The 13,064-nt window shown below is 63.4% G+C and carries 13 protein-coding genes and 1 riboswitch; of the genes, 6 read left to right on the top strand and 7 right to left on the bottom strand.

The window, feature by feature from the left end:
* Window positions 1-274 precede the first annotated feature (274 nt).
* Window positions 275-1,411, bottom strand: a complete 1,137-nt coding sequence (locus ACUY3D_RS05040) for an HNH endonuclease signature motif containing protein (RefSeq protein ID WP_448240451.1) — start codon at window positions 1,409-1,411, stop codon at window positions 275-277.
* A gap of 332 nt (window positions 1,412-1,743) precedes the next feature.
* Here ACUY3D_RS05040 and ACUY3D_RS05035 point away from each other — a divergent pair, with 332 nt between their 5' ends.
* A complete protein-coding gene (locus ACUY3D_RS05035) occupies window positions 1,744-3,933 on the top strand; it encodes a YhgE/Pip domain-containing protein (protein WP_070683313.1) in 2,190 nt (729 codons plus the stop codon).
* Here the strand turns inward: ACUY3D_RS05035 and ACUY3D_RS05030 are convergent.
* The 6 genes from ACUY3D_RS05030 to thiC form a co-directional block, all read right to left on the bottom strand.
* Window positions 3,930-4,988 (bottom strand): ThiF family adenylyltransferase, encoded by a 1,059-nt coding sequence (locus ACUY3D_RS05030; protein ID WP_070683315.1) that lies wholly within the window; start codon window positions 4,986-4,988, stop codon window positions 3,930-3,932. The genes ACUY3D_RS05035 and ACUY3D_RS05030 overlap by 4 nt on opposite strands.
* 25 nt (window positions 4,989-5,013) lie before the next feature.
* Window positions 5,014-5,793 carry a thiazole synthase gene (locus ACUY3D_RS05025; protein WP_239248953.1) on the bottom strand — a complete coding sequence of 260 codons (780 nt, stop codon included), beginning with the start codon at window positions 5,791-5,793 and terminating at the stop codon, window positions 5,014-5,016.
* Window positions 5,794-5,991 (bottom strand): sulfur carrier protein ThiS, encoded by a 198-nt coding sequence (thiS, locus tag ACUY3D_RS05020; protein WP_269948054.1) that lies wholly within the window; start codon window positions 5,989-5,991, stop codon window positions 5,794-5,796.
* On the bottom strand, window positions 5,988-7,133 hold the full coding sequence (thiO, locus tag ACUY3D_RS05015; protein WP_448240450.1) for a glycine oxidase ThiO: 1,146 nt from the start codon (window positions 7,131-7,133) through the stop codon (window positions 5,988-5,990). Before thiO ends, thiS begins: the two co-directional genes overlap by 4 nt.
* Complete coding sequence (locus ACUY3D_RS05010) at window positions 7,130-7,780, bottom strand: thiamine phosphate synthase (RefSeq protein WP_070562798.1); 651 nt, start codon at window positions 7,778-7,780, stop codon at window positions 7,130-7,132. Before ACUY3D_RS05010 ends, thiO begins: the two co-directional genes overlap by 4 nt.
* Entirely contained in the window at window positions 7,773-9,575 is a 1,803-nt protein-coding gene (gene thiC, locus ACUY3D_RS05005) for a phosphomethylpyrimidine synthase ThiC (protein ID WP_070565559.1), read from the bottom strand. The genes ACUY3D_RS05010 and thiC overlap by 8 nt, the downstream gene beginning before the upstream one ends.
* Window positions 9,571-9,685, bottom strand: a riboswitch (TPP riboswitch). It overlaps the preceding gene by 5 nt.
* 173 nt (window positions 9,686-9,858) lie before the next feature.
* Here thiC and rplS point away from each other — a divergent pair.
* The 5 genes from rplS to ACUY3D_RS04980 all read left to right on the top strand — a co-directional run bounded on the left by rplS (window position 9,859) and on the right by ACUY3D_RS04980 (window position 12,847).
* Window positions 9,859-10,203 carry a 50S ribosomal protein L19 gene (rplS, locus tag ACUY3D_RS05000; protein ID WP_070533187.1) on the top strand — a complete coding sequence of 115 codons (345 nt, stop codon included), beginning with the start codon at window positions 9,859-9,861 and terminating at the stop codon, window positions 10,201-10,203.
* A gap of 229 nt (window positions 10,204-10,432) precedes the next feature.
* A complete protein-coding gene (gene lepB, locus ACUY3D_RS04995; RefSeq protein ID WP_239248960.1) occupies window positions 10,433-11,128 on the top strand; it encodes a signal peptidase I in 696 nt (231 codons plus the stop codon).
* Window positions 11,106-11,807, top strand: coding sequence for a signal peptidase I (lepB, locus tag ACUY3D_RS04990; RefSeq protein ID WP_070562804.1), 702 nt, complete (start codon window positions 11,106-11,108; stop codon window positions 11,805-11,807). Before lepB (ACUY3D_RS04995) ends, lepB (ACUY3D_RS04990) begins: the two co-directional genes overlap by 23 nt.
* Window positions 11,804-12,454 (top strand): ribonuclease HII, encoded by a 651-nt coding sequence (locus ACUY3D_RS04985; RefSeq protein ID WP_186312162.1) that lies wholly within the window; start codon window positions 11,804-11,806, stop codon window positions 12,452-12,454. Before lepB (ACUY3D_RS04990) ends, ACUY3D_RS04985 begins: the two co-directional genes overlap by 4 nt.
* An 87-nt stretch (window positions 12,455-12,541) precedes the next feature.
* Window positions 12,542-12,847, top strand: a complete 306-nt coding sequence (locus ACUY3D_RS04980; RefSeq protein ID WP_005528899.1) for a DUF2469 domain-containing protein — start codon at window positions 12,542-12,544, stop codon at window positions 12,845-12,847.
* Window positions 12,848-13,064: the final 217 nt, after the last annotated feature.

Here is a 13,064-nt window from a genome sequence, read left to right as displayed (position 1 = left end):
GCCATGCAACTCAACGACAGACCACGCGCAACCCTAGGCTTTGCCAAACCAGCCGAAAAAATGGCCGAACTGCTAGGCTATGCCACCGAAATCTAAAACCGTGTTTCCACGACCACTAGAATCCGCCGCTTCTTCTGTACGGACAGTGGGTTGGACAAGCCCGTGGAGTGGAGCGATCGCCGAAGGCGCGGAAGGCCTCATGAACGTTGAGGTTTCCGCGTGGTGCCGAGCTGAGTCCGGCGTGTGGACGTGCACGGCTACGCTGCCGCGAAGATTATCCGGGCGGCGCAGTGCTGGGTGGCGATGGGTGTATGTCCGGTGGAACGGGTGGTTGGCTTGGAGGGGTTCGCGTCGGGCTCGTGGCCTGTCGGTTCAAGGCCTCTTGGTAGGCCGGCTGCGCGGTAATCGGCGTTCCCCAGGGCGGGATGTAGTCAACCGGTCCCTTCAGCCGAAAGACATAACCTCTGCCGGTTGGGCTCGTAGGGTCATCGTCGTTAATGCCATTGTGGTAGGCACACAGCATGGTGAGGTTGGGAGGATTGGTTTCTCCGCCCGCTTGCCATGGGATGATGTGGTGGACTTGGCAGTAATCGGCTGGCTTGTTGCAGTCTTCGATCGCGCAGGTGGGGTGCTCCGCGCTGGCCATGATGCGCTGCTCGAGGCTGGCAAAGCGCGAAAGCCGGTGCAGCCACACCGGGCCGATGGTGGGGTGGACCAGTGTGGCGTAGCCTGTCTCGGCGAATTTGTAGGTTAAAAACTCTGCGCCGCTCATGCGCCCGCCGTTGGTGAGTTCGAGCTCGATGTCGTCGCCGTCGTGGTGGATGATTTTGTCGAGCTCGTCGAGTGTTATCACGACGTTTGTTCCCACCGCCGGACGGGAGCCAACGCCCTCCTTGAAGAAGACCTGGCGGGTGGCGTCTAGGAGGTCGGTAGGGTTAATGGATTCCAGGGTGCTGCGCATGGTGGAGATGTTGAGCGCGGAATCAGTAACCGTAAGCGAGTATGGACCATTCTTGCGGTAAGTCAGCCGCACCCCTGGTGAAGGCACGCGTTTCGGTTTGAGTTCCTTCACTCGCTGCGCCGCCACTGAAGGCACCCGTTCCGAGGGCACGGAGGCGAGCGCGACGCGCAAATTCCAGACGTCAACCTGCTTCTTCAGCTTCGCGGTGTAGGACTCAATCAGGCTCAGCGTGGCCAGGTCGTGGCCTTGGCGTTGGGCCGCCTGGCGGGCGGTGCGCTGCTTGCCGGTGAAGCGGGTATCGCCGAAATAGATGGCATGAAGCGACGCCAGCTCCGCCGCATCGCCGTGCGAGGCGCCAAGCGCGCGCAAGCTTTCGGGTGTGCTGGTTGCTGCTTCCACCAGCGCAATCCCCGAGTTGCGAAGGCGGATGTAGGTTTCTATATCCCCCATGTGCACAGAGAATAAAGCGGGTTAGCCCATCCCGCAACCGGAGAGGGAAACGCCCTGCCTACAGACAGTAAAGGACAGGGGCTTGCCGGGTGAAAGCCCGATTCGAATGCACTCGCTCGCCCGTCACAAGGGAGTGCGGGGTGATGTAATTCAGGTAGTGCGCAGCGCGGCACAACGTGACGAATGGCCATAAGTTCACAATGTCAACTTATTCGGTGGTATGTTTGTTGAAACAAATGACCTAGTGGCCTCGCTCACGTTTGCGTGTCTAGCTTAAAGGGCTGGATAAACGAATAAAAGCGGACCTCAACCATCACGCTAAGGAGACGGACATGAGCCGTGAGGCTGAATCCAACCGGGAAGCAGACGCGAATAGCGCTTCGCCCAGTCTGGTAAATGAGGGGAGTGCTGCTACCCAGAGCGCGGCAGGCCACGACAGCGAGGCCATGGGGTGGCACCGCGTCCTCGATTGGCGCCCCACGAGTACCTTGTCGCGCGTGCTCATCGTCTTCCTTCTCGTCGCACCCATCGTCATCGCCGGCACCATGATGTGGGCCATGTGGGACCCCTCCAAGTACATGCGCAACATTGACTTGGCGGTGGTGAATGAGGATGCGGGCGTCGAGAAGCAAGGCACCTACACCAACTACGGTGATCAGGTCGTGGAAGGCCTGATGGAGACGCAGTACCTGAACTTTGCCGAGGTCAACAAGGTGGACGGTGATGAGGGCCTGCTCAAGGGCAAGTACCTCATGGTCGTGACCATCCCGAAGAATTTTTCCGAGCAGGCCGTCACCATCATCAGCGATAAACCGGTCAAGCCGGAGATTCACTTCGCCACCAATGATTACTACGGCACGAATGGTTCGGTGATTTCCTCCAGCCTCATCCCGCAGGTGCAGACCAGCGTGGAGAATGCAATTTCCAAGAAGTATGCCGATCAGGTCATCGAGGGGCTGAATAAACTCAGCGATGGCCTGGGAACCGCAGCTGAGGGCGCGGGCCGGCTCGACGAGGGCGCGGGCAAGCTGCAGGAAGGCGGCGGGCGAGCGGTCGAGGGAATCGCCAAGCTGGACGCCGGTGCGGGCGATCTCAACAACGGTACGGGCCAGCTGCTCGACGGCACGACTCGTCTCAACGAGGGCGTGGGGCGCTTGAGCGGTGGTGCGGCGCAGCTGGATGATGGCGCCGCCCAGCTTGCCGACGGCTCCGACAAACTACTCGCCGGCACCGGCCGCCTGGCGGATGGCGCGGGTCAGATCGATGGCGGTGTCAATCAGCTCACCGGGATGCTCATCCCGATGCTCAAGCAGGCGCAGGTTGTGGCCCCGGCGCTGCTGCAGCTTGTCGACGTTCTCCGCGGCCTCGGCATGCACCAACAAGCCGATCAACTCTATTCCCTGGTGTCCAAGCTCGACCCGGCCGCCAGCGGAAACATGGTGGCGCAACTGGAGAAGCTTTCCGCCGGCACCGGCCAGCTCTATTACAACCTGTCCGATCCCAACTCGGAGTACCTGGGCGGCATGATGGCCCTCAATGACGGCGCGCACCGCTTGTCCGATGGATCGCAGCAGTTGCGGGCAGGCGTCGGCGAGCTGAGCAACGGTGCCGCCCAGCTGCAGGACGGAGCATCCCGCCTGCATGAGGGCACCGGCACGCTGAAGGACGGCACGAGCCAGCTGGCTGCCGGCGGCACGGAGCTCAAGGACGGCATGGACCAGCTCAAGGCAGGCTCCAATGAATTGGCCACCAAGCTTGCCGACGGCGCCGCCAAAGCCCCCTCCATCACCCAGCCGGATACGTCGGCGCAGAACATGGCCGTGCCCATCAACTTCACCTCCTCTAATCTCCACCCTGTACAGACGGTGGTCAGCCCGGTCGACCCGACCGAGAAGAACATCACGGGCGGCGCCTCCTTGCTCTTCGTGCTGGTCTTTGGGTTCCTCGTCATGCTGCTTCTGGCGATGACGTTGCCGTATTACCTGGGCCGCCGCGGAGAGGCAGTCACGAGCCCGGTGCGCGGCATCCTCGCGGCTTTCGGGGTGGTGGCGGGCCTGAACTTCCTGGTCTTGGCCTTTATGGGTCTGATGTCCTCCACCATGGGCTGGAACCCCGCCAGCTGGCCGATGATGCTGCTCGTCATCGCAGCGATTGCCGCCGTCGGCGCGGCGACCTACCAGTTCTTCCTCGTAACCTTCGGCCGTAAGATTGGTGCCGTCTTCGCAGTCGGTGCTTTTGCCTTAGGCGTCATGGTCTTCGGCGGCGTGTGGCCGGTGGCGGCTATTCCGCGGCCGCTGAGTTTGCTGCATCCTTTCCACCCGATGTCCTATGCAAAGAATGCCTTTACCCGAGCCACCGACGGTATCCACGATGGCACCTTCTGGGCGGGCATCGCGGTGCTGTTCATCGTGACGGCCCTGGCGTTGGTGGCCTCCTGCGTGATTTTCCGCGCCCGCCACCACGGCACGGCGCGCATCCTCGACGAGCACCTCTTCCGCAGGCCGGCGGTGGCCGGCGCTTAGAAATCGTGTGCTGCGAGGCCACCGGGGAGGTTGCGCAGCTCGATGCCCATGTCCGCTGCCAGATCGGCGTAGCGCAGGACAAAGCCAGCGCTTCGCCCACCGGAAGGGCAGGCCACGTAGACCAGTTCGGAAGAGCATGAAGTTAGCGCACGGCGAACGGAATCATCATCGGTAACGGTATGCCAGGGCATTGACACCGTGGCACGAGGAAAGGCGGGGTCCTCGGAGATATCAAGGAGGGCAGCGTGGCCGGTGACAAGTTCCGGCGGCAGGATGTGCCGGGCAGGTAGGGCAGTAACGAGGGGGCGGTCGGGATCGGCACCTACCCGCAGCGTGCGGAAGCTTCCGGGGAGCGCGTCGTAGGAGGTTACGCGCCCGATCATGTCTCGATGTTCCGGGAGTGCGCCGAGCGTGGCGACCGCCGCGGTGGCCATGAGCCCTGCGATCACCGATGTCGTCGCGCCCAGCACCCCGGCCGTCGAGCACTCGAGCGCCTCGCCGCTGGGCGGGGCGGGGAAGAGATCGCGCAAGCCCACCCCGCGCCCGTCGGCGGAGTCTTTCCCGGAGTGCCACAGCGCGGCTTGCCCGCCGTAGCGCAGCACGGTACCCCAGGCCAGCGGGGTAGAGGTGAGCTCGCAGGCATCGGCGACGAGGTACTTCGTGTCAAAGGTATCGGAGCCGTCGAGGACGAGGTTGGCCTCGGAACACAGGTCAAGAACGTTGGAGGAATCGAGGCGTTCCTTAAGAGCGGTGATGGTGAGCTCGGGGGCAAGCTCGCGGGCGCGCGCGGCGGCTACTTCCGCCTTGGGCTTGCCGACGTCCCCCGCACCAAACAGCACCTGCCTGTGCAGGTTGCTGATATCGACGCTATCGGAATCAATAAGAGTGATGCGCCCGATGCCTCCTGCGGCGAGCTGTTGGATAGCCGGGCAGCCCAGCCCGCCGGCGCCCACGACGAGCACGTGCGCGGCATGAAGCCGCTCCTGGGCCGCATCGCCGAAGCCGGGCAGGAGACGTTGGCGCGCGGTCCGGGCGCGTTCGGTTTCGCTGAGCATGATGTCTGTCCTTTTAAGCAGTGGCCTACAGGACCTGGTCTGCCCAGCTGGCCAGGCCTTCGAAGGTGGAGGAAGCCTGGGCGTGCTCGCGCTGCGGGATGCGCCCTGCACTTCGGGCAAGGCGGCCGGCTTCGACGGCGTGGCGCATGGCGGTGGCCATGGCTTCCGGGTTCTGGCAGCGGTTGACCGCGCTGGCGAGCAGCACGCCGGAGCAGCCGAGCTCCATGGCGAGGGCGGCGTCGGAGGCGGTGCCGATGCCGGCGTCGACAAGCACGGGCACCGAGGCGCGCGAACAAATGAGCTCGAGGTTGTGCGGGTTGAGGATGCCCAGACCGGTGCCGATGGGGGCGCCGAGCGGCATGACGGCCGCGGCGCCTGCATCCTCGAGGCGCTGCGCTGCCACGGGGTCGTCGCTGGTATAGGCCAGCACGGTAAACCCCTCGGCGGCAAGGAGCTCGGTGGCGTCGAGGGTTTCGAGGACGTCGGGAAGCAGCGTGTGCTCGTCGGCGATGACCTCGACCTTGACCCACGATGTGCCCAGAGCCTCGCGGGCCATGCGGGCGGTGAGGACCGCCTCGCGCGCGGTGCGGCAGCCGGCGGTATTGGGCAGCGGCGCGATGTTCAGGCGGCGCAGCAGATCGAAGACGCTCTCACCGTCGCTGGTGCCGGCATGGCGGCGCATGGCCACGGTGGTCAGCTCGGTCCCGGAGGCGAGGAGCGCGCGCTCGAGGGCCTCGTGGCTCGTGGCGCCACCGGTGCCCATGATGAGGTGGGAAGAAAAGGTAGTGTCGGCGATGGTCAGCATTTAGCCTCCTTGAACTGCGGTGAGGACTTCCACGGTCGCGCCTTCGTTGAGTGGGGTGGTGTCCCACCGCGAGCGGGGGATGACCTGTTCGGCGACGGCCACCGCGGTGCCGTCAGGAGCGATGTCCTTTTCCTCCAGCAGCTGGGCGACGGTGCTGGCCGCCGTGTCATAGGGCTGGCCGTTGAGGATGAGGATCATTGTTGCTCCTTGAGGTGTCGCAGGGGATTGCAGGCTGTGAGATCAATGCTCGGTTCGGTGCCCTCGATGAGCTCGCGGGCACAGCGCGCGGCCAGTGCCGTGAGCAGGATGCCATGGCGGAAATAGCCGGTAGAGATGACGAGCCTCTCGCTGACGCGGCCAAGATAGGGAAGGTCATCCGGAGTGCCGGGGCGAGCCCCCGCGCTGGCCTCGAGGAATTCGCATTCTTCGACGGCGGGAAGGACACGGATGGCGTCGCGAAGCAGTGCGTAGACGCCTCCGGCCTGCGCTGAGGACAGGGAATCCTCGCGGGTCGTAGCGCCGACGGCGAGGGTGCCATCGCCGCGCGGGATGAGGTAGATGGGGCGGTCCTCCACGAAGCCGCGCACCACTCGGGTCAGCAGCGGCTGCAGGTGATCCGGAACCCGCAGGCGCAGGATATCGCCGTACACCGGGCGCAGGTGCAGCGGGGACTGTTCAAGCCCAGCTGAGTCAGCCCACTCGATCTCACGCGCGCCTAGTCCGGCTGCGAGCACAACCTGTTCTGCTTCGAAGTCGCCGACGGCCGTGGTGACCACGCCCGTTGCAGCATCAATCGATTGGGCTGCCGTACGGAAGAAACGTACGCCGAGTCCTTGGGCCGCGCTCAGCAGTGCAGCCGCCCATTGGCGGGGGAAGACCTGCGTGTCGCCCGGGATGCTGACGGCACCGGCCAGACGCGGGGACAGCAATGGTTCCGCGCGCCGGGCTTCACGCACGGTGATGCGCTCGACCTCCATGCCGTGGAGGGATTGATACTCGGCCAGCTCGGTGAGGTGCTGGGCATCCGCGCGATCGGCGGCGACGACGAGCGTTCCCTCGGCACGGTAGCCGGTGGGCACCTCTGTGTGTGCGGCGACCAGATCGATGAGCTCCGGGTACCACGCGCCGGAGGCGCGCATGAGCGGGAAGAGCGGATCCTGCTGGTAGACCACCTCGGCGGCGGGGGCGAGCATGCCGCCGGCGAAGTGGGTAGCCCCGGAGGCTGGTGCCGGATCCAGCACCGTGACCTCGTGGCCCCGCGCGGCCAGTTCCACCGCGGTGGCCAGGCCGATGACGCCCGCGCCGATGATGATGACGGATGAATCAGAGCTAGTACTCATCGCGCACCTTCATCGAAGCCGGACAGCAGCTTGCGGCAATAGGCTTCCGGGTCATCGGCATGCATGATGCCACGCACGACAGCTAGGCCGGCCATGCCGGTTGCCGCAAGATCGGCAGCATCCTCGGCGGTAACATCCCCGATGGCCACGAGCGGTACGCGGGAGAGCTTCACCAAATCCGGGTAGGCATCAAGCCCCAACGGGGTGCGCTCGGAGTCCTTCGTCGGTGTGGCGCGGAACGGGCCGCAGCCGATGTAATCAATCAGGTCTGCTACCTCATTTGCGGCCTCGACCAACTCGCGCGTGCCGGTGGTCAGCCCAATAATCGCGTCCGGCCCCAACAACGCGCGGGCGGCGGCCACAGGCAGATCGTCCTGGCCGATATGCACGCCGTGCACCGGCTCGCCAGCGTGGCGGAGAGCGGCGGCGACGTCCACGCGGTCGTCGATAAGCACGCGCGTTTCTGGGTTGGTCTGCGCCACCGCGCGGGCTACGTCGCGGCCCAAGTAGTAGAGATCGCGGGCCGTAATCGGCTTGGAGCGCACCTGTACCACCCCGGCGCCGCCGCGCGCCGCTGCGGCAGCGATGCGCACGACGTCCTCATGCGAGCCCGCGCCCGTGACGAAGTAGCAGCGAAGATCAGGCATGTGCGGTCTCTTCTTCCTGATAGAGCTGTGAGCCCTGGGCCTTGAACTCCTCCGACATCTGCTTCTCGCCCGCGCGGGCAGCTGCCACGACCTCCGGATCGATGGCTCCCTTACCCGGGAAGCTTGGCATCCCTAGCGAATCGGAGAAGGTATCCCGGATGTCCTGGCTGATGCGCATGGAACAGAACTTCGGCCCGCACATGGAACAGAAATGTGCGGTCTTCGCCGGCTCCGCGGGCAGGGTCTCATCGTGGTAGGCCTGCGCGGTGTCCGGGTCGAGGGAAAGCGCGAACTGATCGTGCCAGCGGAACTCGAAGCGGGCCTTGCTCATCGCATCATCCCAGGCGCGCGCCCCTGGGTGGCCCTTGGCCACATCGGCCGCATGGGCGGCCAGCTTATAGGTGATCACGCCGGTCTTGACATCATCGCGGTTGGGCAGCCCCAAGTGCTCCTTCGGGGTGACGTAGCACAGCATGGCCGTTCCTCCCATGGCGATGTGCGCCGCGCCAATGGCGGAGGTGATGTGGTCATAGCCCGGCGCAATATCGGTGACCAGTGGGCCTAGCGTGTAGAAGGGAGCGTCCGAAGCCCAGTCCTGCTCCAGCTCATTGTTTTCCTGAACCATGTTGAGCGGGACGTGGCCCGGGCCCTCCACCATGACCTGGACGTCATACTCCCAGGCGCGCCGGGTGAGCTCACCGATGGTCTTGAGCTCAGCGAATTGGGCGGTGTCGTTGGCATCCGCCAGCGAGCCGGGGCGCAAGCCATCGCCCAAGGAGAAGGCGACGTCGTAGCGCGCGAAGATCTCACACAGCTCATCGAAGTTCTCGTAGAGGAAGGATTCCTTGTGGTGTGCCAGGCACCAGCCCGCCATGATCGAGCCGCCGCGGGAGACGATGCCGGTGACGCGGTCCGTGGTCAGCGGGATATACGGAAGCAGGACGCCGGCGTGGATGGTCATGTAGTCCACGCCCTGCTCGCACTGCTCGATGACGGTGTCGCGGAAAATCTCCCACGTCAGGTCCTCAGCTACGCCGTTGACCTTCTCCAGCGCCTGGTAGATGGGCACGGTGCCGATGGGCACCGGCGAGTTGCGCAGGATCCACTCGCGCGTGGTGTGGATGTCATCGCCGGTGGAGAGATCCATGACGGTATCCGCGCCCCAGCGCGTGGCCCAGCGCAGCTTCGACACCTCTTCCGCAATGGAGGACGTCACCGCGGAGTTGCCGATATTGGCGTTGATCTTGGTGAGAAACTTCCGCCCGATGATCATCGGCTCTGACTCCGGGTGATTCACGTTATTGGGCAGGATGGCGCGGCCGCGCGCGATTTCGGAGCGCACAAACTCCGGGTCGCAGTGCTCGCGCAGGGCCACGAACTCCATCTCCTTGGTGATGATGCCCTGGCGCGCGTAATGCATCTGGGTGACGCGCTTGCCCTCCTTCGCACGCAGCGGCTGGCGACGCTCACCCTTCCACTCCTGGGAAGCGGCACCGCGGCGCTCGGCGGAGCGGCCATCATCGGCGAGGTTGCGGGCGCGGCCCTCATACTTGTCGACGTCCCCGCGCTCCGCAATCCACTCCGCGCGCAGCGCCGGCAGGCCTACCTCTGGCTCACACTCTGGGCCCCGGGTGCGGTAGACGCGGAAAGGCTCATTCGGGCCGGTGGGGGAATCATCCAACTGAATCTCGGTCTCGGGTACCTCGAGGCCGTGCTCCCGGATGGGGGAGTAGGAGTGCTTGGGGTGAATCTCGCCGGAGTCAGAATTCTGAATGGGGGTATGGGTAGCCGTCATGGCTGCTCCTCTCTTCCTTCGCTGGTGCTAACCAGACAGGTTCAAACGGTGCAGGCGCGGTATCAGCGCCACTCTCAGCCCACTTCCCGTGGGCACCCGTGGGGTATCAGTGCGCCACCCACCTTAGAGCCCGCAACGAGGAGATGTCAGGCGTTTGGCACAATTTGTTCTGCGGGGGTGGGGTGTGGAAAGATAGCGATGTTCTGTGTAATAGGCACGAACCGGTCAGCCGCCGCGAGGTGGCGCCAGGGTCCTCTGTCTTAAACTGAAAAGGAAAACACCAATGGCAAACCTCATTGACAAGGTTGATGCAGCTTCGCTGCGCGACGATATCCCGTCCTTCCGCCCGGGCGATACCCTTGACGTCAACGTCAAGGTGATCGAGGGCTCCACCGAGCGTACCCAGCTCTTCAAGGGTGTCTGCATCCGCCGTCAGGGCGCTGGCATCCGCGAGACCTTCACCGTGCGTAAGGTTTCCTTCGGCATCGGCGTTGAGCGTACCTTCCCGGTTCACTCCCCGAACATTGCCTCCATCGAGGTAGTCCGCCGCGGCCGTGTTCGCCGCGCCAAGCTGTACTACCTGCGCGACCTGCGCGGCAAGAAGGCCCGCATCAAGGAGCGCCGCTAGTTCTAGCTGCTCTGTAGCCCTCAGCCCTTCGCTTCCACACCGATTCTTGTGGGTAAGGCGGAGGGCTTTGTGCTTTCAGCAGCCTCCGGCCGAGCCGCATACCGGGATGTCGGCGCGCATTGCTAGGATTTAGCCCGTGGAAAAAGAAAACGACATTACTGAAGGTTCCCAGGGCGTGGGGAAAGAGGCGTCGGAAAGCGCAGCACCCCCAGCTGAGGAAAAGAAGCAGATGCCTTGGTTGCTGGAGACCGCGCTGGTGGTGGTTTCCGTGCTTGCGGTCGTCGGTGTTTTCCAAAACTTTGTGGGCCGGCAGTACGTCATTCCATCAGGGTCGATGGAGCCGACTTTGCATGGCTGTGAAGGCTGCAATAACGACCGGATTTTTACCGAGAAGGTCTCCTATTACGGCGACAAGACCCCAGAGCCCGGTGATGTCGTGGTGTTCAAGGGAACGCCGGACTGGGACAGGAATTGGGTATCGCCGCGCTCCGACAACCCGGTCATCCACCGCATTCAGGACGCGCTGAGCTACGTTTCGCTCACCCCACCTGATGAGAACACCCTGGTCAAGCGCGTTGTTGCTACCGGTGGCCAGACCGTGTCCTGCCAGGAGGGTGATCCGGCGGTCATGGTGGATGGCAAGCCCATCGAACAGGACTATGTGCAGGACCCGCCGACGTATCGCGTTGATGAGACCACCGGTTCTTACGCCTGTGGCGGCGCGTATTTTGGCCCCGTGACCGTGCCAGAGGGCAATATCTGGGTGATGGGAGATAACCGCACGGCTTCCGCGGATTCGCGCTATCACATGCAGGATGAGTTCCAAGGAACGATCCCGCTGGAGAACGTCCGCGGCAAGGTCATGTTCATCTTCTTCCCCTTCAACCGCATTGGTGGAGTCGATGACCCGGACATCCAGTCCTAGAGGGCGCGATGTCCTCACGGCGCTAGCACTCACCTTCGTGGTGCTGGCGCTAATTCAGGCTTTAGTGGGGCGGATGTATCTCATCCCGTCTTCCTCCATGGAACCCACCCTGCACGGCTGCCCGGGGTGCACGAATGACCGCATCGCCGTGCAGAAGGTGAGCTATTACTTCAGCGATCCGCGCCCCGGCGAGGTTGTTGTCTTTGCCGGTCCTGACTCGTGGAACACGTCTTTTGAGGTCAAGCGGTCCCGCAATGTAGTGCTGCGCGGACTGCAAAACATTGGCGCCGTTGTGGGGCTGGTGCCTAATGGCGACAACATCCTGGTTAAACGCGTCATCGCTACAGGCGGCCAGACCGTGTCGTGCCAAGAAGGGGATCCGGCCGTCATGGTGGACGGCAAACCCACTAACCAGGACTTCGTTCTGGATCCGCCGGAGATTCCGATTGATGAACGCGTGGGATCACAAGCTTGTGGCGGCGCCTACTTCGGCCCCGTTACCGTCCCGGAAGGCCATCTGTGGGTGATGGGAGATAACCGCACGAACTCCTTGGATTCGCGCGCGCACCTCGGGGATAACCTGCAGGGCACAGTTCCTGTTGAGAACGTGCGCGGAAAGGTCGCCGCCGTGGTGGTTCCGGTTAGCCGTGCGCAAACTATCGATGACATGCCGTTATAAACGCTATGCGCCGACTGAAACAGAAGAGAACCTATGAGGTCGCGCTCTCCAAGGCAGGGCTCGGTCCAGTTGCAGGGGTGGATGAAGCTGGGCGCGGGGCATGCTGCGGGCCAGTGACCATCGCCGCGTGCATCTTGCCGGAGCGCATCCTGCCCGGCTTGGAACGGCTTGATGATTCGAAGAAACTCACGCCGGCGGCCCGGGAAAAGCTGGAGCCGCTGATTAAACGCCGCGCGCTAGCGTGGTCGGTGGTGCACGTGGGCGCGAAGGACATCGATACCTTTGGCATCCAACACGCGAATGTCTCAGGGATGCGCCGGGCGGTGGCACGACTGGGGGTCCGCCCGGGTTACGTGCTAAGCGACGCCCTCTTCGTCCCCGGTCTGCCCGCCCCGCAGCTGCCGATCATCGGTGGTGATGCCGCCGCGCGATGCATCGCCGCGGCAAGTGTCCTGGCCAAGGTGTCCCGTGATCACCTGATGATGGAGCTGGCCAAGCAGTACCCGGGATATGCCTTGGAAAGCCATAAGGGCTATGGCACGGCAGTACATCAGGAAGCTATCGCCCGGCTGGGGGCGACTCCTGAGCACCGCATGAGCTATCGCAATGTAGCTGACGCACATGCGCGATTCCTCGCGCGCGCCTGAAGCCTTATTCAGGACGCGGGAACTAAGCTGGTGCTGATTCTGTGACACCGTGAATCCGGGTAATTGTGAGCGAAGGAGAAGCACACCGTGAGCGCTGAGGAACTCGATAACTACGAGGCTGAAGTCGAGCTGTCGCTGTACCGCGAATACCGCGATGTGGTCAGCCAATTCTCCTATGTAGTGGAGACTGAACGTAGGTTTTATCTGGCCAACGCTGTGGAGCTTATTCCGCATACGTCGGGTCCGGACGTCTACTACGAGGTCCGCATGTCTGATGCGTGGGTCTGGGATATGTACCGCTCGGCGCGTTTTGTGCGCTACGTCCGTGTAATCACCTACAAGGACGTCAATATTGAGGAGTTGGACAAGCCGGATTTTGTCCTACCGGAATAGAGCCTTAGGTAAGTGATCTAGATAAAAGTGGGCGGGGGACGCCATGTTGGTGACCCCGGACTAGTTATCCACAGATTTGCGGTGGCGAGGCATTAAGCCCTCGCCACAACGCAGCTAATGGGGTGTTCTGGAAGTGCCGTAAGGGGGTGTTCGGCACGGGAATTGTCTTGTGTCGTGCTTGCGGCGTGTTGTGTACACGTTCAATTCCAAGGAGCAC

The sequence above is a fragment of the Corynebacterium guaraldiae genome (assembly GCF_053480195.1).
This window is presented reverse-complemented; position numbering and strand designations above follow the sequence as displayed.